The following is a 22,390-nucleotide window of genomic DNA, read 5'->3' on the forward strand; positions in this document are numbered from 1 at the left end:
GCCCTTATACTGTTTTCCTTAATAGCTTTTCCCTTAAAATCAGAAGAACAGTATAAAGAAAACTCTTCGATTGGCGAGCCAGGATGGCGATGACAGAGAAGTAGTTGCCCTTATACTGTTTTCCTTAATAGCTTTTCCCTTAAAATCAGAAGAACAGTATAAAGAAAACTCTTCGATTGGCGAAGACGAAGGGGATGATCATGAATTTGGAGTGTTTACTCGTGAATTCGATCCTTTTACTCGTGAGTTTCGAGATTTCACTCATGAATTGGAGAGTTTACTCGTGAATTTCGGGCTTTTACTCGTAAGTTTTGAGCTTTTTCTCGTGAGTTGCGAGCTTTTACTCGTGAATTGAATTTCTTTCACTTCTTTTGGCGAAACAGCATACGAGTTGCCTTTATATAGTTTTTCTTCAATGTTCCCGTTCGGATTAGAGAAACAAAAAAAAGACAGGATTCCTTTTCAGAAAAGGAACCCTGTCTTTTTTAATTACAAATTATTTTGCAGCGCTGTAACGTTTTGCAACCTCATCCCAGTTTACAACATTCCAGAAAGAATTGATGTATTCAGGACGACGGTTTTGGTAGTTTAGGTAGTATGCATGTTCCCAAACGTCCAATCCAAGAAGCGGTGTTTTACCTTCTGATAATGGATTGTCTTGGTTTGGTGTACTTGTTACTTCCAACTCGCCATTGTTGACTGCAAGCCAAGCCCAGCCAGATCCAAAACGAGTAGTAGCCGCTTTAGCGAACTCTTCTTTAAAGCTGTCAAAGCTTCCGAATTTTGAAGTGATAGCATCCGCTAATTCACCAGTCGGTTGTCCGCCGCCGTTAGGTGAAAGGATTTCCCAGAATAAAGTGTGGTTAGCATGTCCGCCACCATTGTTGCGTACAGCTGTACGAACAGCTTCAGGTACTGCGTCAAGGTTAGCGACGATTTCTTCAACGCTTTTGCTTAGAAGTTCTTGGTTACCTTCTAGGGCATTGTTCAGGTTTGTCACATATGTGTTGTGATGTTTAGTGTGGTGAATGTTCATTGTTTCTTTGTCGATGTGTGGTTCTAATGCATCATATGCATACGGTAATTGTGGAAGTTCAAAAGCCATAATAAAATTCCTCCCTATGTAAGCTTTTATTTTTTGAGGGCTTCAGTTCTCGAAAGATACATAAAGCTCGCTAGAAATAGAGTATCAAATTTTTGTAACCGTTTCAAACCTTATGCCTCAATTTTTCATTTTTCGATTATATTTCCTATGAGAATACCACGATTAGAAAATATCCAATCATCAAAACTTGGATGATGCCTTTTGTGATGACGCTGCTTATAAAGCCTACAACGGAACCAAGGCCGATTTTCGAAGCAGTAACCGGGTCTTTTTTATGTACTAGGATTTCTGCCAGGAATGCCCCGATGAATGGTCCTATTAGTATTCCGAGGAACGGGATCACGAATGGCCCGACCAGTAGCCCAATCGTACTGCCCCAAATTCCCGCTTTCGTGCCTCCATACTTTTTGACCCCGACCATGTTCGCAATGTAATCAGCTGCGAATAAAAGGATGACGAATAAAATTTGGACCGTCCAGAAAAACCAGCCAAATGGTTCAAAAGAATAAAATAGTCCATATAGCAATATTCCGCCGAAAATGAATAAAACACTTGGGATGATTGGAAAAATCAGACCGACAAACCCCATTATGAACATGAGGGTAATTATTATCCAAAATAGTGTATCCATCATTAACACACCCCTTTCTCATTTTATATAATTTGACTTTATCTCTCCATAATTACCTCATTACTGATGGTTGAAACCAATGAAGCAGAATACAGGTTGTTTTATTTTTCCCATATAGTTAAAATTGGTTAGGAATCTTATATAGTTAGGTGCTGAAAACATTGAACATATTCAAACAACTATGGGTAAGCTTGTATTCTCCTAAAGATATCGCTTCCTTTCAAAACCAAGGTATCGGGAAAACGATATTATTCGTTTTCTTTATAAGTCTCATCGCCTTTCTCCCTTCAGCTTTTTATTTCGGGACAATGATAGTTAACGGGATAGATGCCATGCACGAAACAGTATCCGAAGACTTACCGGCATTTGAAATCAAAAATGGCACGTTGACAACTGAACAAGATGAGCCGTTTAGCCTGAATAAAAACGGATATCAAATTTTTGTAGATGGCACGGGAGCTTTGACCCCGGAAGATGTAGCCACTAAAGCTGATGAAGCTGTCGCGCTTTTAAAGTCTGATCTGGTTTTCGTATCCGGAGGCAATGTGCAATCCTCTCCATATTCAGTTCTGGAGGGAGATAATAAGGAAATATCCACTTGGCTTGATTCAGTTGAATCTGTGCTGCCTATTATCCTTCCATTGCTTCTACTTATATTATACCTGTTTACTGCTAGCGGTATCTTCATTAAAGTGACGATCCTTGCCGCTTTCGGTCTTTTTTTCAAAAATGCTCTTGGCCGTCCTCTTTCCTATAGGCATCTATGGAGAATAGGTGCTTACAGCTTAACGCTTGCCACGGTATTCTTCGCCATCATGGATGCTTTTCAAGCAATGGTACCGTTCGCTTCCATCATTAGCTGGTTTGTGACATTGATGATGTTATTCTTATCGATTAAAGAAACATCAGCCAATAAGATCGGAAATTGACATTAATAAGATTGGACTCAGACTGTAGGGAAGCTCGATGAGAATCGAGTTTCCCTACAGTCTTTTAAGGCTTTGTAAAATTCGAACATTGATTGGAACCAGTGCGGTCTTTGCGCCTGCGGGGTCTCCCTAATACACGCTTTCGCGCAGGAGTCTCGCCCACCTGTTCCAATCAACTTTTTTAAAATTCAGATAGAACCCCATTTAATTCGACCACCGGGTCCGGCTCTTTTTGCTTAAATAAAATCGGGTAATCCATGCCTTTGCAGCATATGACTACAGTCATCATTTTTTTAATCTACTTAATTCGACAAAATACTCACTAAGTTATTCCTATACTTATGGTTGAAATAGTAATTAAGAGGTGATAGATGTGAAGGAGAGTCATATTGATGTACAGTGGTTGTTACTCATAATGGAGGCAAAAAAGAGTGGTCTGACCCCAAAGGAAATTCGCTCCTTTCTTAACACTCATTCAAATAATAAGGATGTTACTCAAATGAAATAGAAAAATTTGAATGGCCACTCTCATATTTCATTTGAAGAATTGCCCATTTTTAGGCATATTTTTTGCCCCCTCCAAGTATAGATGAATTAAAGACAAGCTTGGGAGGATGGAAAATTGAAACGGCTACTGCTTTTTATCTCATTCTGTTTCACTTTATTTATTATTTATTTTGATATGACTACGGGTACCCTGCCGGCTTCCCATCCACCGGCCTCTACAGGCGAACAGGCCGTCCCGGCCAGCAAGCCTGCATCCGCACCATCTGCCGCCTATAAAGAAATTACCATGAAACCGGGTGATACCTTACTTTCCATCGTCGAAACGGAAAAAGGCGGATCCAATCAGCCAATCGAAACGATCATCACTGACTTTCAAAGTTTGAATGAAGGATTGAAGCCCGAGGATATGCAGATTGGCAAAACATATAAGATTCCCGTTTACAAATAACCCCCATAATAGGAATCTCCTCCTTCACAAGAACCATTAAGGGGATTTCCCAGCATCGATTGTATCCAGAAATTAGGGGATGTCTCGTGATGAAAAAACATTATGCGTCCTATTTCCTTGTCAAGCGGTATGTACATTGATACAATATTTCAGAGAAACAAATTAAAAATCAAAACTGATTTTTTCCTAAAGGAGAGAATTCCACTTGAGTGAAATCATACATCGCACCAAGACGCGGCCAATTAAAGTCGGAAACTTAACGATTGGCGGCAATAATGAAGTTATCGTACAAAGCATGACAACGACAAAAACACATGATGTTGAAGCAACGGTTGCAGAGATTCTTCGCCTTGAAGAAGCTGGATGTCAAATCGTACGTGTCGCCTGTCCGGATGAAAGGGCAGCTGATGCAATCTCTGAGATAAAAAAACGGATAAACATCCCTCTTGTAGTCGATATTCATTTCGATTATAAACTTGCTCTGAAGGCAATCGAGGGCGGAGCTGATAAAATCAGGATTAATCCTGGTAACATCGGTCGCCGTGAAAAGGTTGAAGCAGTAGTGAAAGCTGCGAAGGCTAAAGGAATACCAATTCGCATCGGGGTCAATGCTGGTTCTCTTGAGAAGAAAATCATCGAGAAATATGGCTTCCCGACTGCTGATGGAATGGTAGAAAGTGCTTTACACCATATCAAGATCCTGGAAGATCTGGACTTTCATGACATTATCGTTTCCATGAAGGCTTCCGATGTGAATTTAGCCATCGAGGCATATGAAAAAGCTTCGAAAGCATTTGATTATCCTTTACATCTTGGGATCACGGAATCAGGTACGCTATTTTCAGGAACCGTAAAAAGCGCTGCCGGACTAGGTGCCATCCTAAGTCAGGGCATCGGAAGCACGATGCGTGTTTCCTTAAGTGCCGATCCTGTCGAAGAGGTGAAGGTGGCAAGGGAGCTTCTAAAAGTATTTGGCCTTGCTTCCAACATGGCCACTTTAATTTCCTGCCCTACTTGCGGTCGAATCGAGATTGATTTGATTTCCATCGCCAATGAAGTTGAAGAGTACATCCAGACGGTCAAAGCGCCAATCAAGGTATCAGTGCTTGGTTGTGCGGTAAACGGCCCTGGAGAAGCCCGTGAGGCTGATATCGGCATTGCCGGGGCCCGAGGTGAAGGTTTACTGTTTAGAAAAGGTCAAATTGTTCGTAAAGTGCCTGAAGAGACGATGGTCGAGGAACTTAAAAAAGAAATTGACAAAATCGCTGAAGAGTACTATGAAAAACAAAGAGCCGAAGCTGCTGCTGCAGCTTTACTAAATAAATAAAACAAAGAATCCCGAATTTTCATTATCGGGATTTTTTGTTTTATACCATTTGAAAAAACCCTTTGATGCATTTCGGAAAATGACATCAAAGGGTTTAATGGTGTTTAAAAGAACGGCAGGATGAATATGCCAACGATGATGGAGATTGCACCAATGACGATGGCCCAAGTACCTAAGTTCGATCCCCGGCTTCTGGCCACTATCCCTACAATGATACCCACAATCCCTAAAATGAAGGGCATCATGAATAAAGATATAATGGAGATGATCAAAGCTATGACACCAATCGCTTTCCCTCTTGATGCCACATCCCCAGAACCATTATCCTCTGCACGTCCATCATTTTTATATGACCTGATTCTCTGAGGCGGTGTTGAAATTTCGGCAGACGTTTCTTCCTGATACCGGTTATCCATATTGGTTATGGTCCCACGACTTTCATATCGTCTGTCATCTTCAGGTGTATCTTCATTATAATACCGCTCATGATGCTGATCATCCACAACGGTTGGTTCACTGCCCTCTTTCGCCAATTGCATTTCGTCGTCAATACTGGAGTATTGATCTTTTTCCATTCGTGCATCCCTCACTTTCATTTGTGAAGCATTTATAGTGTATGTAAAAATCGCGGATCCCATCGTGAAAATGGTTTCATATCTTGGAAATAAATACGGGTATTTACCAAAGCTATGATGGGATATGTTACACTATTACAAGTATTGAAAATGAGGGAGAGATTCATCATGAAAAAACGTTTTGGCATCGATATAGACGGGACTGTTACAAGACCTGATTCCATGGTCCCCTTTTTAAATAAAGCTTTCCAGCTGAATTTAGCTTATGAGGACATTACCGAATATGACTTATTCCCTTTCGTGAATGTTCCAAAAGAGGATTTCACTAAATGGTTCATTGAGAGCGAGCCACTCATCTATTCGGAATCATTATTGGCTGAAGGTGCGAAAGATGTATTGGAAAAATGGACTGAACACGCTAACCTTTATTTCATAAGTGCCAGAAGTAACCGTTTATTTGATGTAACCAAAAATTGGTTCACGTCGAATGAAGTCCTATATGATCATATTGAGCTTGTAGGCTCACACGATAAAGTGGCTGCAGCCAAAAAATTCGAAGTCGATCTCTTTTTAGAGGACAAGCACGATAATGCAGTGGCGATTTCGGAAGAGTGTAAAATACCCGTGATTTTATTTAATACTCCTTACAACCAAGATCCCGTGCCTGAAAGGGTGATTCGGGTCAACAATTGGCAAGAAGCGTCTGCATGGGTGAATAATTGGATGTCAGGGCAACCGGCAACTATAAAATGAGACAAGAAAAAACCATTGACTGGAGGTCAATGGTTTTTATGCATCCAAAGATACGCTACATGCGGGACAGCGTCCGTAAATTTCAAATTTATGACCCGAAACATCGTAGTCCTTCAAGCTTTCCTGAAGTTCCTGCATCGGGCACAGTTCGATTTCTTTCGTTTTTCCACAATTTAAACAGATGAAGTGGTGATGGTGGGAAGAATGACCGCATGTAAAACGAAAACGCTTTTCCCCTTCCAACTCGGTCGCTTCAAAGATGCCCAGTTCTACAAATAAGGAAAGATTTCTGTAAATCGTATCGAAGCTTAAACCTGGATAATCCTGTTTCATATTCTCCAATACATCTTTGGCCGTTAAATATTTATCGCTGGAAGAGAAAAGCTGCAGCATTTCTTCCCTCTTTCCTGTATGCTTAAAACCTTTATCTTTTAATAGTTGCATGGCAGTAGTTACGTTCATTACATCACCCCATCTATCGATTTTTCCACTTATCAAACAAAATTGACAAGATGAGAATTAGTACAGCTATTATTACAATGGTCCCGCCAGGAGCAAGGTCAAGGTTATATGATAAGAATAATCCGCCTATGACAGACACTTCACCGAATAAGACCGAATATCCAATCATCTGCTTAAAACCCTTTGCAAAGCGGAGACTAGCAGCTACCGGGAGCGTCATGAGTGAAGAAACAAGTAATATACCAATGATTTTCATGGAAGCGGCAATGACCAATGCGACCATTACAATAAAAATAAAATGAATCGCTTTATAAGGTATTCCGGACGCTTTCGCATGCTCTTCATCAAAAGATAACAGAAATAGTTCTTTATACAATAGGGTGAGCATCAAGGCTACGACTATCCCCACTGCCAAAATGACATATAAGTCAGCCCGGCTGACGGCACTGACACTACCGAATAAATAACCGTATAAATCCGTATTGAAACCATCTGCAATGGATATGAAAATGACACTGAGACCCATGCCGCCTGACATTATGATCGGGATTGCAAGCTCTTGATAATGCTTGTACACCCCTCTTAATTTTTCAATGAATAATGAACCACCTACAGAAAAGGCCATTCCTATATAAAGTGGATTCAATCCTGCTAAAGATAGAAAGCTCTTCTGCAGCAATAAACTAAACGCTATCCCAGCAAGCGCTACATGACTTAGCGCATCGGAAATCATCGACATCCGCCTTACCACGACAAAAACGCCCACTAATGGCGCAATCGCTCCGATGATGATTCCGGTCAAAAATGCGTTCTGCAAAAATTCAAATTGCAATATCCCCGATATCATTGGGCTATCCTCCAAAACATATTAATGATCATGATTTAAAAATTGGACCCCATGTCCATAAATGGACGAGAGCTCACCTTCATCCAGCTCATTATATTCACAGGCATCCCCGTGAAAATGAAGCTTTTTATTTAAACAGGCGACATGTGTGACTTTATCGGTAACAGTACCAACATCATGAGTTACTAAAATCAGGGTTATACCTAATTTTTTATTCAACATCTCAAGCATTTCATAAAATTGGTGGACGTTTTTTGAATCAACGCCAACCGTAGGCTCATCCAATATCATCAATTCCGGTTCGCTGACCAGTGACCGGGCAATGAACACCCGCTGCTGCTGGCCTCCGGACAATTCCCCGATATTGCGGTTCTGATATTCCAGCATATCCACGGATTCCAGAGCCTTCTTCACCTTTTGCTTATCCTCTTTGCCTGCAAACTTAAACAAGCCGATTTTTTTGGTCAAACCACTCTGAACCACTTCAAAAACTGTGGCAGGAAACCCAGAGTTGAAGGAGTTGGCCTTTTGGGAAACGAAACCGACCTTTTGCCAATCTTTAAAGCGTCGTATGTCTTCCCCGAATATTTCAATTTTTCCCTTTTGGAGCTTGAACAGACCAAGCAGCAACTTCAAAAGCGTTGACTTACCGGATCCATTCGGCCCAACGATTGCTAAGAAGGCCCCTCTAGGGATTTCAAGAGAAACATGTTCCAGCACTAGATCTTTTGTATATTTGTAAGATATATCTTCAAATTTAACTATGGGGTTTACTACATTATCCAAAGAGATCACCTATTTTTTTAAGAATCATTACGATTAACAATCGTTAGTATAAATCAAAGAAGCCAAGATGTAAAGAAACCGGTCCTCTGAACAAGTGCCGGTACGCTCTGAACCACAAAAAAGTGTGAGCTGAACCAAACTTACCGTAATCAAACAAAGTTTCATGTTCACATACGTCTTCCTCCTTCATATGTTTTAACAAAGGAGGAGATCGTTTGAAATTATTTGAAATGATGGTCAATCATAAAATCAACAGTATTCGCCCCGATGAACTGCTTTCCCTTGCTAAACAGCATAAGGTTGCACTCACTCAAAAACAAGCACAGGATATCACTGCACTTCTAGCAGGTAAAAATATTAACATTTTTGATATACGTCAAAGACAGAATGTGCTTGGTCAAATTACAAAAGTTGCCGGAGCAAGCACAGCCAGGGAAATAGAATCCCTCTTCAACAACCTTACTTCCACTTTTTAGAGATCTTAAGCCAGCTCCCAGCCTTATTTGAGCATACTTATGCAAATGAAAGGACGATTCATCTTTTTCGATGAATCGTCCCTATTATGATTATTGTTGAAATCTGATCTTATCCAATAGATCTTCCTCAAATTGATTATTCTTGAACATATCAATTTCAAATTTATATGGTGCCTTTTTGTCTTTTTTGTCTTCCCCTACATAAGGTGTTTCCAGGATTTTCGGAACACTGCTTAATTGCGGATGGTGAACAATAGCATTCAACGCCTTAAAACCAATATAACCAAATCCAATGTTTTCATGGCGGTCCTTGCGCATGCCGCGTTCATTTTTGCTATCGTTTATGTGAAGGACCTTGATGCGGTCAACACCGACCAATTTATCAAATTCATTCAGTACGCCATCAAAATCCTCGATGATATTATATCCGGCATCGTGAGTATGGCAAGTATCGAAGCAAACCGATAGTTTTTCATTATGGGTTACACCATCAATGATCATCGCCAGCTCTTCGAAAGACCTGCCACATTCAGACCCTTTGCCCGCCATCGTTTCAAGGGCAATCTGAACTTTATCGTCGGCAGTTAGCACCTCATTCAAACCTTCGATGATTCTCTTGATACCCAGTTCACTGCCTGCACCAACATGCGCACCTGGATGAAGTACGATCTGCCTTGCGCCAATGGCTTCGGTCCGATCGATTTCGCTGCGTAAGAAGTTGACTCCAAGCTCGTATGTGGCTGGATTCGTTGTATTTCCTATATTAATGATATACGGGGCATGGACTACGATATCGCTGATTCCATTCTCCTCCATATGCAGTCTTCCGGCTTCGATATTTAAATCCTCGATTTTTTTACGTCTTGTGTTTTGAGGGGCCCCTGTATAGATCATGAATGTGTTGGAGCCATACGAAGCCGCTTCTTGACTCGCAGCAAGTAGCATACCTTTCCCGCTCATTGAAACATGCGATCCGATCTTCAGCATCTGATTTCTCCCCTATTTCTTTCTCTGTATACGACGTTCACGTTTTTTAAAGTTTTCCACATCTCGTTGAATTTTCTTCTTGTATCCTGGTTTGACTTTAGTTGGCTTCTTGACGTGCCTGCTCGCTTTAACATCGATATCAGATTTTTGTTTTTTACGGTTTTTCCTTTTATTACGTTCATCGATATCAACCCAATCACCGTTTTGGATATCCGCATCACGGAATTCAATGCCCATTTTTTCAAGGCGGTTCAGTGAATCTTCATCGGATGTATCGTAAATGGTAGTGGCAATGCCTGAATATCCGGCACGAGCCGTCCTTCCCGTCCTATGGATATAAAAATCCAAATCTGAAGGCAATTCATAGTTAATGATATGACTTACACCTTCAATATCGATTCCACGGGAAGCCAGATCTGTCGCAACGATGAATTGATACTCCAAATCATTGATTTGCTTCATCATTTTTTTACGCTCACGAGGCGATAAATCACCATGAATACGGCCGACATTCAACCCTTTTTCAATCAAGGAGTTAGCCACATGATCCGCCATTTTTTTTGTGTTTGTGAAAATAATCGCCAAATATGGATTATAACGAACGATGATATCATGAAGTAACTGCTCTCTGTTACGGTGACGAAGCGGTACGAGAACATGTTCAATTTTCGAAGCGGTCGCCTGCTTGGGATTCACTTGAACATACTTTGGATTCTCCATATATTTATTTAAAAACGGCTTCAATTTTTCTGGGATGGTTGCCGAAAAGACAAGCATTTGAATTTTTTCAGCCATACGTGATGCAAATATATCGACATCTTCAATGAAGCCCATGTCTAGCATAAGGTCCGCTTCATCGACTACAAGCATTTTTGCTGTATAAACCTGTAATGCCTGAGCTGCAACCAAGTCCTTGATTCGGCCCGGTGTACCGATTACCAATTGCGGCTGTGTCTTCAATTTATCTATCATTCGCTGTTTATCAGTACCACCGATGAAACAACGGACTTGAATCTGCTCATCCTCAGGGAAATGATCAGCAATTTTCAAAGCTTCTTTGTAGATTTGGTTCGCTAACTCACGGGTTGGTGCGGAAATAATCGCTTGAACCTCATTCTTACCGGCATCAAGCCTGTTCATGATCGGCAGCAAATAGGAATGTGTCTTCCCTGTTCCTGTCTGCGACTGTCCAATTAAGCTACTTCCCTTTAAAAGCGACGGAAGCACGCGCTCTTGAATTTCCGTCGGCTTATCGAACCCTAAAGTACGAACCGCATCTAGAATGTAGCTTTTCAAATTAAATCGTTCAAATTGATTTTGTTTCATCAAAAAACTCCTTTATCCTGTCAGTCATTAGACATGTCCTGTTATTATAATAAATTTCACACAAAAAGCGCAAGCGCCTGGGTTGCTCGTGAAGAAAATAGGGATTGACCCATAAGGCGCTTTTTGCCTTATGAGGGCGATCATCTTTTTCACAACGAGCTAGGCGCTGAAGCTGGATTACACAAAAAGCGCAAGCGCCTGGGTTGCTCGTGAAGAAAATAGGGATTGACCCATATTGGGGCAGGCCATCTACTTTTTTCAATGTGACCCATTTACTTAACAAAAGCGCAAGCGCTGAGGTTTTCTCTTAAAATGGACTCTTGCAAACGAAAAGCCCCTGTCCTGGTCATAGCGTATCCCCCGCAGACATGGAGCTAAAAGACTACCGTTACCATCTTACCTTCTTTCCGGTTACTTCACAACTGCCCAGTCACTCTTTCCTCAAACCTTTTTTGTCGAGTTGCATAATTTATATAGAAGATTACACCAGCATATAAAATCTGAGGAGGTGAAACCTATGTTCCCAAATAGAAATCGTCAACCCGGACCCGGTTTTCAGCCACCCAATGGCCGAAGGATGCAGCAGCACCCTGCTCCATTGAGACAGTCACCGCAAATCCCCCACCCTTATCAGCAGATGCAGCGGCCGATGGTACAAAACAGAGGGCAGATGCCACAGGGACCTCAAGGTTTCCGAGGTCCCTTCAACCAACCGCAGCGGCAGGAGATGCCGCCAGCGAAGAAAGAAGGGTTATTGTCAAAAATACTCGGTAAGTCAAAACAAAAAGCAGCTGCGCCAAATTTATTTGCGCCAGCCGGTACCTCTAATCAAAGTTCTTCAAGAAGCAGCGGAGGCGGTATACTTGAAACATTAAAAAACCCAGAGTCCCTTAATAACATGCTTTCCAACACGCAAAAAGTATTGCAAGCGGCGGAACAATTCACACCTATGGTGGAACAATACGGACCAGTGATTAAAAACCTGCCTTCCATGTGGAAAGTTTTCCGGAGCATTTCATCAGCCGGTGATAACGAGGATCAGGGAGTTTCCGTTGAAAGCGAGCCAAATGTTGAGGTACAAAAGAACAGTGTGGTACAAACGGATTCGAAGAAAAAAGAAAAAGCTAAAGAAGCTACCCCTATCGCCCAAGTCCATACCGAAACCAAAAGGGAAAGGTCATCTGGTCCAAAGCTTTATATCTAAAGGCTGCAAAAAATTTACCAATAACTGATTTTATGTAAATATGATGTTTTGTAATATCATCTATGGTCTTATATAATAGAAAGGTATAAAAAGTGAGAGTTTCTTGCCTTGAAGGAGGACACATAGATGAAAGTGATTAAAATTTCCCCGCGCGGCTATTGTTATGGCGTTGTCGATGCCATGGTCATCGCCCGTAATGCGGCTTTAGATAAAACCTTGCCACGTCCCATTTACATTTTAGGAATGATTGTGCATAACAAACATGTGACGGATGCGTTTGAAGAAGAAGGCATCATCACGCTGGACGGCAGCAACCGCAACGATATCATCGAACAGGTGGACAGCGGAACCGTCATCTTTACTGCTCACGGCGTTTCACCTGAGATCAGGAAGATCGCCGAGAAAAAAGGTCTTGTTACGCTTGATGCTACATGTCCCGATGTTACCGCAACACATGACTTAATTCGGGAAAAACAAGCGGAAGGCTATCAAATCATTTATATTGGCAAAAAAGGCCATCCGGAACCAGAGGGTGCTGTCGGAGTTGCTCCTGATGTAGTTCACCTGGTTCAAAAGGATGAAGATGTGGAAGCCTTGACTTTGAATAGTGATAAGATCATTGTTACCAATCAAACAACGATGAGCCAATGGGATGTATTGGATATCATGGATAAGGTCAAGGAAAAGTTTCCACATGCCGAAGTCCATAAGGAAATTTGTTTAGCGACACAGGTTCGCCAAGAAGCGGTTGCCGAGCAAGCTGGTGAAGCTGATGTTTTAATCGTAGTCGGAGACCCCAAGAGTAATAATTCAAACCGCCTTGCACAAGTTTCCCAAGAGATTGCCGGCACGAGCGCTTATCGGATCGCTGACATTTCCGAGCTGAATCTTGAATGGCTAAAAGATGCAGAAACGGTTGCCGTCACTTCAGGGGCTTCCACACCAACTCCGATCACGAAGGAAGTTATCGCATTTCTAGAGCAATATGAAGCAAGTGATGAATCGACTTGGAATACCGAAAAGAAAACGCCATTGCATAAAATTTTACCTAAAATTAAAGTGAAGAAATGATTTCACACAAAAAAAGGCAGCCACTAATGGCTGCCTTTTTCGTGTTATTTAAATGAATTGGAAAGGGTCTGTATTCAGCCGGGATGGAATGAATTCCACATCGTAGCTCTTTTCGCGGCACATTTTTTCAAGGATTCGTGCCACCCCTTTTTTCATCACCTTTTCAACATTGTGGCCTGGATCCACGATATTCAATCCAAGCATCATCGCGTCATGCGCTGTATGGTAATACATGTCACCCGTAACGTATACATCAGCTCCCTTGAACTTCGCTGTTGTAAAGTATTTATTGCCGTCTCCGCCCAACACTGCCACTTTTTTGATTGGGCTTTGCAAATCTCCAACGACACGCACCTTTTCAACATCAAGTGTCCGCTTCACATGTTCGGAAAATTGTTCAAGTGTCATTTCTTCAGGAAGTACACCGATCTTCCCTAAGCCAAGAGACTCCCCTTTATTCTCCAGTTTATATATATCATGAGCAACTTCCTCATATGGATGGGCTTTGATCATCGCAGATAGCACTTTCTTTTCGATATTTTCCGGGAATATCGTTTCGACTCGCATTTCAGCTACTTCTTCAAGCTTTCCTTGGGAGCCAATTACCGGCTCACTGCCATCACCTGGCAAGAAGCGTCCGGTACCTTCCCCGGAAAACGAACAATTGCTGTAATTCCCGATCGCTCCGGCCCCTGCCTTACCTAGGGCTTCCCTCACCTTTTGTGCATCGGTCTTTGGAACATATACGACCAATTTCTTTAGAGTTGTCTCGGTAGTTGGAATCAATACTTCTGTGTCCTGCAATTGCAGCGCTTCGGCAAGTAAATCATTTACTCCGCCCCTAGCGACATCCAAATTGGTATGCGCAGCATAAACAGCGATATCATGTTTGATCAGCTTTTCGATGATGCGGCCTCCAGCAGTGTTTGTATCGATCCTTTTCAATGGTCGGTAAATAAGCGGATGATGGGCGATGATCAATTCCGCGCCATGTTCTATCGCTTCGTCTACAACCTCTTCCAGCACATCAAGGGCAATCAGCACTTTAGTAACCGGCTTATTGAGCTGACCGACATGCAGCCCGATCGGATCTCCCTCCATCGCATAATGCTTTGGGGAGAATTGTTCAAACGTTTCAATGATTTTGTGACCATTCACTGTCTTCACCCTTTAAGCACCTCCTCAATTACGGAAATTTGGGATTTTAATTCATTGCGCTTCGTTTCCAGTCCGCTTCTTCCGCTTTCATCCAATTGTTCGATAATTCTCTCCAAATGTTTTTTCTCTAGCTGCCATTTTTTTATGAAAATGTCACTGAATTGCTCTCTTAAGTATGGACCGAACGTGAGGCCTGCTTGCTTGTTTATCAGATAAGGGCGGAGCGGGTCCCCTTTTTCGGCAATTAAGATTTCATAGATTTTCCCATCTTCTTCAAGGATTTCCTCTCCAATAAGTTCCCAGCCGTTTTCCATTAGCCAGCTGCGAACATTCGCTGCACCGACATTTGGCTGAAGGATAAGCCTTTCTGCCCTGCCAAGTTTCCCTTTTCCACTTTCCAATATACTTGATATTAAAGTCCCTCCCATGCCTGCAATCGTAATGCAGGTCGCTTCATCAGGCTTCAATACTTCAAGCCCGTCTCCTTTACGGACCTCTATCTTGTCCCCAAGCCCCGACATTGCAACTTGCTTGCGTGCTGACTGATATGGCCCTTCTACAACTTCGCCGGCTATTGCACTGTCACACAAGCCGTTAGTCACAGCATAGCACGGCAAATAAGCATGATCGGAACCTATATCTGCAAGGATGCTTCCTTTTGGTATATGTATGGCAACACGTTCTAATCTCATCGATAGTTTTTCATGATTCATATTTATCAACTCTCTTAATTCAAATAATTTCTTACTATAATTAGTTTCCCATTCGATTATACCAAGTTCAATCGAAAAATTACAGAAAGGAGAAAGGACTCTTTCTATCAGTGGGCAGAAGAAACTTTCCATCTGGAATCTTCCTTTTCTGAATAAATGAAAAACTGACTCAAAAAGTTCGCTTTCCAACGATTTCTTGAGTCAGTTTCATGAATTATTTCAGTCCATGAATATATTCGGCCATGGCGTCAATGTTCTGTTCTTCGACTAAACCTGGTGGCATTGCACCTCGTCCATTCGTGATCACTTCTTTGACCTCGTCCACCGATAGACGATCGCCAACACCTTTTAGGGCAGGCCCGACGCCGCCTTGATAGGCGTCACCATGACATGAGATACAGTTTTGCTTATAGATGTCCTCAGGTGATGCTGAGGCACTTTCTGTTTCTTCTGTCTTTTCGCCGCCCTCTTTTTCCTTAGCAAGATCTTTGGCATCACCCAAACCTTTAAACGAAAGTAAAAACATAAGTCCAATACCAAAAACCATGATAATAATAAAAGGCATTACTGGATTGCGATTCATAGTATTTCCTCCCCTATGTAGAACCTAAACTTACCATATTTAATATTATATACAAACAGCTATATATTATTTTACTTGAAAAGAGTTTCAAGTAAAAGCCCAAAAATAGAAGATATTATATAATTTCTTAAAATTGTCAAAAACTTATGTATATTTCCAAACAGTTTTACTTTTTCTTACATATATTTCATAATACCCTAAAATCACTAATTAAAACCGCTAGAATGTCCTAAAAAAAAAGTAAAGAGTGACCATTGCTCCCAGGCCTCCCCCTATGGAAAAATGGAGCAGCTTCAGTTTTTTGCCCATTAAAATCCAAAGTCCGCAATTAATGAACAGGAAAATATAAAGGATACTCACTTGACCAGGTGCCATGAATTCGGCAAAACTGACTGTTAATAAAAGCAAAGATAGCGCCATTCCCATCAAGGCCATTTGAAAAATGATTTTCCTGCCGGCAAAGTGGCGGGCTCCCAGCCCAAAGACAAGAATTGAAATTGTTGTCATAAGCATTTGCATTCTTATGGGTATTTCAGTAAAATAATTCAAAAATACAATAAATGCAAAAAGGGCCCCAATCAACAACCCGGAAAAGATGTCGTTTTTTACGCTCCCGGATTTAGCCGAATTGGGTGGCGGCAGTTCACCTTGACAGTATAATGCAAGCAGATAATTACAATATTGCTCCGGAAGCATACGACTTTCCTTCCAGGAGTTTATTTCTTGAATGATGATTTTCTTTCTCATCTCATCCATGAATCTCACATCCTCATGATGATCATTTCTTTTTATGACTTAGCTTTCAAATTTTTTTACAGTGTATTGGTAATTATTGTTTTTATAGGATATTTTTACATCGGAACTAAAAAAAAGAGCCGCTCCCGAACGCTGGGCATTCAAAGAGGGCTCTGTGAAGGGCATATATTCTATTCCAGGAAATCTTTCAAGCGTTTGCTGCGGCTTGGATGTCTCAGTTTACGAAGCGCCTTCGCTTCGATTTGACGGATACGCTCGCGGGTGACCCCAAATACCTTCCCTACCTCTTCAAGAGTGCGGGTGCGGCCATCATCAAGTCCAAAGCGGAGTCTCAAGACGTTCTCTTCACGGTCAGTAAGAGTATCCAATACATCTTCAAGCTGTTCTTTCAATAGTTCATATGCTGCATGCTCCGATGGAGAAGTTGCATCCTGATCTTCAATGAAATCACCTAAATGTGAATCGTCTTCTTCTCCTATTGGCGTTTCCAATGAAACCGGTTCCTGAGCTATTTTCAAGATTTCACGAACTTTTTCAGGTGTTAAGTCCATATCCTCCGCAATTTCTTCCGGAGAAGGTTCACGTCCTAAATCCTGAAGAAGCTGTCTTTGGACACGGATCAATTTATTGATGGTTTCCACCATATGCACCGGTATCCGTATCGTCCTTGCTTGGTCGGCAATCGCACGGGTTATCGCTTGGCGAATCCACCATGTTGCATACGTACTGAATTTGAACCCCTTGCGGTAATCAAATTTTTCGACTGCTTTGATAAGTCCCATATTACCTTCCTGAATCAAATCAAGGAAAAGCATTCCGCGTCCGACATAGCGCTTGGCGATACTGACAACAAGACGAAGGTTAGCTTCTGCCAAACGGCGTTTCGCTTCTTCATCCCCATCTTCGATTCTCGTCGCCAGAGAGATTTCCTCTTCTGCCGATAAAAGGTCTACCCGACCAATTTCCTTTAAGTACATGCGTACTGGGTCATTGATTTTAACGCCAGGAGGAACACTTAAATCATTTAAGTCAAACTCTTCTTCTTTTGCAAGCTTCTTCTCATCCGGATCATCTTCATCCTCGTCCTCCTCACCATCAGTGAGTATTTCGACGCCGTTTTCTGCTAACACCTCATAGAACTCATCCATTTGATCGGAATCCAATTCAAAACCGCCAATCATTTCAGCGATTTTTTCTAAAGTCAAAGAGCCTCGTTTTTTACCTAGCTCTAGTAATTTTTCTTTCACCTGTTCAAGGCTAAATTCATTATCAACTTGTTTGGAACGTGCTGGTTTTTCAGCCATTAGTTCCCCTCCTTCCAGGACTTACACCTAAACGACTACAACATTTTACGCAATTTAATGATTTCCATGGCAATTTTTGCAGCAGTGACATAATCACTTCGCCTAACTGCATCTTTTTCTTCAACTTGTTTTTCTTTTATCTTTAACAATTTTTCATATTTCAACACTTGATTTATGCAATCGGTCAGTTCTTTATCGGTAACTTCCTCATTCACTGACATCATTTCTATTTCCGAAACGATCCTTCTCAAGTTTGGATCCGGTAAATAAGTAAGGAAAAAGCTTGTATCCGGTTCGTGTCCATCTTCATAGAACGCATATAAATAGGTGATGATTGCCTGATGTTCATCTACATGAAAAACCGTTTGTCCAAGCAATTGCTGAATTTTGAAGGTCATATCCCTGCTTTTTAGCATATGGGCGATCAACTTCATTTCAGCATTATGGTGAGCAGGCTTTAACTTATGCTCATATTGCAGGGACATTTGCTTTTGGGCTGCTGGCTGCGGCAGTGTCCCCTTCTTGCGTTCCGTAAAGAACACCTGACGCTGCTGCTGTTCCAGCGCATCCAATGATAGGGAAAATTCAGAGGATAGCTGCCGAAGATAATGATCCCTCTCCACTGCATTGGGCAATCGTGAAATTTCTTTAAGGACTTCTTCGATATATTGAATTCGATCTCCTTCATTATTTACATTTTTCCCTCGACGCAAATAATGCATTTTGAATGCCATGTAGGTTAAACTGGCCCCTATTACTTCAGAAACAAAGCTTTTTTCACCGAATTCCTTTATGTAGTCATCGGGGTCCAAGTTATCAGGCATGAGAGCGACTTTCACTGAAAACTCATGGTCCTGTAGCATATTAACTGCACGATTGGCAGCGTTTAATCCTGCTGAGTCCGAATCGTAGCATATAAGTATCTGGTCAGTATTTCTTTTTAAAAGCTGGATATGCTGGTCCGTCAGGGCAGTACCCATTGTAGCGACCGCATTCTCCACACCTGCGCCAACAGCTGAAATGCAATCGGCAAAGCCTTCAAAAATGACTGCTTGTTCTTTCTTTCGTATGTGTGGTCTTGCATGATGGAAATTATATAAAGTTTTACTTTTATTAAAGATTGGCGTTTCAGGACTATTCAAATATTTGGGCTCATCGTCCCCCATCGCTCTTCCTGAAAATGCAATCGTATTTCCTTGATGATCCATAATTGGAAACATGACTCTATTTCTGAAACGGTCAAAATATGACTCGTCTTTTTCCCTGTAAATAATAAGCCCTGCTTGCTCCATGTATTCCGCTGGAAAACCGCGTTTTAAAAGAAACTTGGACACGAAATCCCATGAATCCAAAGAGTAGCCAATTTGGAACTTTTCTATAGTCTCTTCAGTAAACCCGCGTTTAAGTAAATATTCGAGAGCATCCTGCCCCTCTTTCGTATTAACGAGGAGATGATGATAAAACTTCCTCAGCAGGTCATGTGCCTCGACCATTTGCTGCGAGCCTGCCGGCATGTTAGAACGCTTGGAATCCTTATTGATTTCAACATCCAAAGGAACATTTCCTTTTTCGGCTAAAACTTTTGCAGATTCCACAAAGCTGTAGCCTTCTATATCCATTAAGAAGGTAAAGATATTTCCCCCTGCCCCGCAACCAAAACAGTGAAAGATTTGTTTTTCCGTTGAAACGGAAAACGAGGGCGAGTTTTCACCATGAAAAGGACATAGGCCAAAGTAATTGCGCCCCTGCTTCTTTAACTGGACATACTCCCCAATTAAATCAACAATGTCAACAGCTTCGCGAATTTGATTAATTTTCTCATCTTCTATACGGCCATTTATCATTTTTCCACCTTGCAATATTGGTGATAGTTTTTAATTCGATACTGTTTTCTAATTCCCTGCAAAGTTCGACAATGTTTTCAAAAGTTTATTTGTGAAACATGCACGATCTTCCTTCGTGAATGCTTTCGGCCCTTTTGTATGCTTACCCTGCCTGCGGAGTTTCGCCGACTGATAGCGCATATCCAAGAGCATGAAAATATTCTCGTCAGTATATTCTTTTCCCCTTGGCGAAAGGACATAAACGTTTTTAGGAAGCAGGGTCCCAGCTAAACCAATATCTGCAGTAACGACAATATCACCCTTTTTTACTGAGTTTACTATATAAAGATCTGCCGCTTCTTTGTCTGCATCGACATATACCCATTTACCTTCAGGGTTATTCATCATATTTTTATATGATGCAACAAAACAGACTTCAACATCGTGCAAACTTGCACAATGAAGGATTTCGTCTTTCACCGGGCATGCATCGGCATCGACGTGTATCGTGGGTTTATTATTCATACCTTCTAATTCTACATCTTTCTGCATAATCCTTTTTCTCCCCTAAACTTTATGAAGATATGGTGAATTTTCAGCATTGATCCAGAGGGTTTCCTCTAAAAGAGCACACATAATTCTTCAAGGAATACCTGTTCATTTAAGTGAAAGCGGATCTTTTGCCTTGAAAAAGACCAGCCCCTCCTGAATTATACGGAACATGTCGAATTATTTTTATGATAAAAACCTTGACATCTCATTAACCTTTAGTTTATTCCTTATTAATTAAGTCTAAACCTTAAGATTACTTTTTTCTCACAATTTTTTATTATAGTCTATTTGATTAGAAGATGCCAACATTTAAATTCCGAATTTGTTTTCATGCAAATCAAAGGATTTACAGTTGGAAACAAAGAGAAATTTTATGTAATTATTTTGAACTTATTCTTTTTATTCCCTATTGAACCTTGGCATTAAAAGGTGAGCTGACACATAAAGTGCCTAGCTCACCTTTTGATTTGCCTTAATTATAAGGATTAACGGTTTTTGTTTTGAAGGATATTGATTATCAAATTGGCTGTTTCTTCAACAGCTTTATTGGTTACATCAATAATAGGACAGTTCAACCTTGATATGATTGTATCAAAGTATGTCAATTCTTCTTTTATACGCTCCACATTTGCATAAATCGCATGATCATTAAGCCCAAGCGACTTTAATCGTTCTTTACGAATATGGTTCAGCTTTTCCGGACTGATCTTTAAACCAATGCATTTTTCAGGAGGTACCAGGAACAGCTCTTCTGGAGGTTCCACTTCAGGCACTAAAGGTACGTTAGCCACCTTATAGCGTTTGTGGGCTAAATACTGTGATAACGGCGTTTTTGAAGTGCGTGAAACACCGACAAGGACGATATCAGCACGTAATATGCCCCGAGGGTCACGTCCATCATCATATTTTACAGCAAATTCAATGGCTTCCACACGCTTGAAATAGTCATCATCCAGCTTTCTTACAAGACCAGGTTCATTAAGCGGCCCTTTTGGCGCCCTTTCCTCAAGGATGTCCATGAGCGGCCCTAAAATGTCATAAGCAGACAGGTTTTCTTTCTCGACCTGTGCTTTCATATACGCTCTAATAGCTGGCTTCACAAGAGTATAAGCAATGATTGCCCCATCCAACTTAGCCAGTGATATCACTTCATCCACGTTTTGTTCATCTTCAATATACGGAATTCTCTTTATGGAAAATGCAGATCCCGAGAACTGGCTTGCAGCGGCTTTTGTAACCAATTCCGCTGTTTCCCCTACCGAATCCGATACAACATATATAATAGAACCGTTCATATTCTCCGTCATTCCTTTTGCAAGCCCCCTAATAGCCTTCATCAGCCAAAGCTACGAATGCTTTCGTAATATTGGTTTTTGTAATTCTTCCAATTACTTCATAGCCTTTTTCTGTGTCCTTGACGACCGGTAATGAGTCGATTTGTTTATCAATCAATTTCTTGGCCACATCAATCAAAAGGTCTTCTTTTGAACACATTGTAATATTGGGCATCCTAGTCATGATGATATTGACTGGAATGGAGTTAAGCTCCTGTTTCCCAATACTCGCACGCAACAAGTCTTTCCTTGATAAGACACCAACAAGCAATGCATGCTTATCGACCACGAACATTGTTCCGACATCTTCTAAAAACATCATGACGATTGCATCATATACGGAAATGCCCTCGTCAACAACGACGGGTATCGATTGGTAGTCTCGTACATAAAGATGGTTAAGGCTATCGGTCAAAAGCTGTGTACCTGACCTGCCTGTATAAAAATACCCCACTCGCGGCCTGGCATCAAGAAAACCTGCCATCGTTAAAATGGCTAGATCTGGACGAAGTGTCGCCCTGGTAAGGTTCAATCTATCCGCAATATGTTCTCCAGTAATCGGTCCGTTTTCTTTTACAATTTGTAAAATTTGCTCCTGACGCTTATTCAATTGGATTATAATCACCACCCCACTGCTTTCGCAGAGTAAAGTAACAAAAGTTATTCATTTAATAATTATATACTAAATTATTTAATAAGGGCATTTTTGTCCTATTTATTGACCATTATCTTT

Annotated in this window: 25 protein-coding genes; 8 read left to right on the top strand and 17 right to left on the bottom strand. The window is 41.2% G+C overall.

Annotated features, from left to right (window positions below):
* Positions 1-496: 496 nt before the first annotated feature.
* Together sodA and ACYP5M_RS08445 are read right to left on the bottom strand one after the other, a co-directional pair.
* Positions 497-1,105 carry a superoxide dismutase SodA gene (gene sodA, locus ACYP5M_RS08440; protein WP_034308436.1) on the bottom strand — a complete coding sequence of 203 codons (609 nt, stop codon included), beginning with the start codon at positions 1,103-1,105 and terminating at the stop codon, positions 497-499.
* 145 nt (positions 1,106-1,250) lie between these two features.
* A complete protein-coding gene (locus ACYP5M_RS08445; protein ID WP_459735132.1) occupies positions 1,251-1,736 on the bottom strand; it encodes a DUF456 domain-containing protein in 486 nt (161 codons plus the stop codon).
* A gap of 161 nt (positions 1,737-1,897) precedes the next feature.
* Between ACYP5M_RS08445 and ACYP5M_RS08450 the strand changes: the two genes are divergently transcribed.
* The 4 genes from ACYP5M_RS08450 to ispG all read left to right on the top strand — a co-directional run bounded on the left by ACYP5M_RS08450 (position 1,898) and on the right by ispG (position 4,947).
* Positions 1,898-2,665, top strand: a complete 768-nt coding sequence (locus ACYP5M_RS08450) for a DUF1189 domain-containing protein (RefSeq protein WP_459734910.1) — start codon at positions 1,898-1,900, stop codon at positions 2,663-2,665.
* Between the two features lie 373 nt (positions 2,666-3,038).
* Positions 3,039-3,173, top strand: a complete 135-nt coding sequence (locus tag ACYP5M_RS08455) for an anti-repressor SinI family protein (RefSeq protein WP_286141409.1) — start codon at positions 3,039-3,041, stop codon at positions 3,171-3,173.
* Positions 3,174-3,287: 114 nt separating this feature from the next.
* Positions 3,288-3,620 carry a LysM peptidoglycan-binding domain-containing protein gene (locus ACYP5M_RS08460; protein ID WP_230177020.1) on the top strand — a complete coding sequence of 111 codons (333 nt, stop codon included), beginning with the start codon at positions 3,288-3,290 and terminating at the stop codon, positions 3,618-3,620.
* Between the two features lie 214 nt (positions 3,621-3,834).
* Positions 3,835-4,947, top strand: a complete 1,113-nt coding sequence (gene ispG / locus ACYP5M_RS08465; protein ID WP_185116202.1) for a flavodoxin-dependent (E)-4-hydroxy-3-methylbut-2-enyl-diphosphate synthase — start codon at positions 3,835-3,837, stop codon at positions 4,945-4,947.
* A 104-nt stretch (positions 4,948-5,051) separates the two neighbouring features.
* On the opposite strand, the gene ACYP5M_RS08470 is transcribed toward ispG, so the two are convergent.
* Positions 5,052-5,522, bottom strand: coding sequence for a DUF4190 domain-containing protein (locus tag ACYP5M_RS08470; RefSeq protein ID WP_232782915.1), 471 nt, complete (start codon positions 5,520-5,522; stop codon positions 5,052-5,054).
* Positions 5,523-5,690: 168 nt separating this feature from the next.
* Here ACYP5M_RS08470 and ACYP5M_RS08475 point away from each other — a divergent pair, with 168 nt between their 5' ends.
* Entirely contained in the window at positions 5,691-6,275 is a 585-nt protein-coding gene (locus ACYP5M_RS08475; RefSeq protein WP_260358089.1) for a 5' nucleotidase, NT5C type, read from the top strand.
* A gap of 36 nt (positions 6,276-6,311) precedes the next feature.
* Here the strand turns inward: ACYP5M_RS08475 and ACYP5M_RS08480 are convergent, their stop codons facing one another.
* The 3 genes from ACYP5M_RS08480 to ACYP5M_RS08490 are packed head-to-tail and all read right to left on the bottom strand — an operon-like array spanning position 6,312 to position 8,370.
* Positions 6,312-6,737, bottom strand: a complete 426-nt coding sequence (locus ACYP5M_RS08480) for a Fur family transcriptional regulator (RefSeq protein WP_101222584.1) — start codon at positions 6,735-6,737, stop codon at positions 6,312-6,314.
* A 13-nt stretch (positions 6,738-6,750) separates the two neighbouring features.
* Complete coding sequence (locus ACYP5M_RS08485; protein WP_063233033.1) at positions 6,751-7,584, bottom strand: metal ABC transporter permease; 834 nt, start codon at positions 7,582-7,584, stop codon at positions 6,751-6,753.
* A gap of 21 nt (positions 7,585-7,605) precedes the next feature.
* Positions 7,606-8,370, bottom strand: coding sequence for a metal ABC transporter ATP-binding protein (locus ACYP5M_RS08490; RefSeq protein ID WP_053535720.1), 765 nt, complete (start codon positions 8,368-8,370; stop codon positions 7,606-7,608).
* A gap of 215 nt (positions 8,371-8,585) precedes the next feature.
* Between ACYP5M_RS08490 and ACYP5M_RS08495 the strand changes: the two genes are divergently transcribed.
* Positions 8,586-8,846 carry a DUF2624 family protein gene (locus ACYP5M_RS08495; protein WP_063233031.1) on the top strand — a complete coding sequence of 87 codons (261 nt, stop codon included), beginning with the start codon at positions 8,586-8,588 and terminating at the stop codon, positions 8,844-8,846.
* Between the two features lie 90 nt (positions 8,847-8,936).
* Here the strand turns inward: ACYP5M_RS08495 and ACYP5M_RS08500 are convergent, their stop codons facing one another.
* Together ACYP5M_RS08500 and ACYP5M_RS08505 are read right to left on the bottom strand one after the other, a co-directional pair.
* Positions 8,937-9,833 (bottom strand): deoxyribonuclease IV, encoded by an 897-nt coding sequence (locus ACYP5M_RS08500; protein ID WP_459734911.1) that lies wholly within the window; start codon positions 9,831-9,833, stop codon positions 8,937-8,939.
* 12 nt (positions 9,834-9,845) lie between these two features.
* On the bottom strand, positions 9,846-11,159 hold the full coding sequence (locus ACYP5M_RS08505; protein ID WP_434167405.1) for a DEAD/DEAH box helicase: 1,314 nt from the start codon (positions 11,157-11,159) through the stop codon (positions 9,846-9,848).
* A 517-nt stretch (positions 11,160-11,676) separates the two neighbouring features.
* Here ACYP5M_RS08505 and vrrA point away from each other — a divergent pair.
* A complete protein-coding gene (vrrA, locus tag ACYP5M_RS08510; RefSeq protein ID WP_459734912.1) occupies positions 11,677-12,363 on the top strand; it encodes a VrrA/YqfQ family protein in 687 nt (228 codons plus the stop codon).
* Positions 12,364-12,489: 126 nt separating this feature from the next.
* On the top strand, positions 12,490-13,434 hold the full coding sequence (locus tag ACYP5M_RS08515; protein ID WP_101222589.1) for a 4-hydroxy-3-methylbut-2-enyl diphosphate reductase: 945 nt from the start codon (positions 12,490-12,492) through the stop codon (positions 13,432-13,434).
* Between the two features lie 48 nt (positions 13,435-13,482).
* On the opposite strand, the gene ACYP5M_RS08520 is transcribed toward ACYP5M_RS08515, so the two are convergent.
* From ACYP5M_RS08520 to ACYP5M_RS08560, 9 genes are all read right to left on the bottom strand, one after another.
* Positions 13,483-14,601: a Nif3-like dinuclear metal center hexameric protein gene (locus tag ACYP5M_RS08520; RefSeq protein WP_260358098.1), complete on the bottom strand. Its 1,119-nt coding sequence runs from the start codon at positions 14,599-14,601 to the stop codon at positions 13,483-13,485.
* Positions 14,598-15,305: a tRNA (adenine(22)-N(1))-methyltransferase gene (locus tag ACYP5M_RS08525; protein WP_459735133.1), complete on the bottom strand. Its 708-nt coding sequence runs from the start codon at positions 15,303-15,305 to the stop codon at positions 14,598-14,600. Before ACYP5M_RS08525 ends, ACYP5M_RS08520 begins: the two co-directional genes overlap by 4 nt.
* A 214-nt stretch (positions 15,306-15,519) precedes the next feature.
* Entirely contained in the window at positions 15,520-15,888 is a 369-nt protein-coding gene (gene cccA, locus ACYP5M_RS08530) for a cytochrome c550 (protein ID WP_101222591.1), read from the bottom strand.
* Between the two features lie 219 nt (positions 15,889-16,107).
* Complete coding sequence (locus ACYP5M_RS08535; RefSeq protein WP_452444807.1) at positions 16,108-16,644, bottom strand: hypothetical protein; 537 nt, start codon at positions 16,642-16,644, stop codon at positions 16,108-16,110.
* Between the two features lie 170 nt (positions 16,645-16,814).
* On the bottom strand, positions 16,815-17,948 hold the full coding sequence (gene rpoD, locus ACYP5M_RS08540; RefSeq protein ID WP_034308477.1) for an RNA polymerase sigma factor RpoD: 1,134 nt from the start codon (positions 17,946-17,948) through the stop codon (positions 16,815-16,817).
* Positions 17,949-17,983: 35 nt separating this feature from the next.
* Positions 17,984-19,789, bottom strand: a complete 1,806-nt coding sequence (gene dnaG, locus ACYP5M_RS08545) for a DNA primase (RefSeq protein ID WP_101223468.1) — start codon at positions 19,787-19,789, stop codon at positions 17,984-17,986.
* 51 nt (positions 19,790-19,840) lie between these two features.
* Positions 19,841-20,296 carry a YaiI/YqxD family protein gene (locus tag ACYP5M_RS08550; protein ID WP_101223469.1) on the bottom strand — a complete coding sequence of 152 codons (456 nt, stop codon included), beginning with the start codon at positions 20,294-20,296 and terminating at the stop codon, positions 19,841-19,843.
* A gap of 512 nt (positions 20,297-20,808) precedes the next feature.
* Positions 20,809-21,618: a pyruvate, water dikinase regulatory protein gene (locus ACYP5M_RS08555; RefSeq protein WP_101223470.1), complete on the bottom strand. Its 810-nt coding sequence runs from the start codon at positions 21,616-21,618 to the stop codon at positions 20,809-20,811.
* Between the two features lie 28 nt (positions 21,619-21,646).
* A complete protein-coding gene (locus tag ACYP5M_RS08560; protein WP_034308483.1) occupies positions 21,647-22,285 on the bottom strand; it encodes a helix-turn-helix transcriptional regulator in 639 nt (212 codons plus the stop codon).
* Positions 22,286-22,390 lie beyond the last annotated feature (105 nt).

It is taken from the genome of Peribacillus sp. N1, from assembly GCF_054600815.1.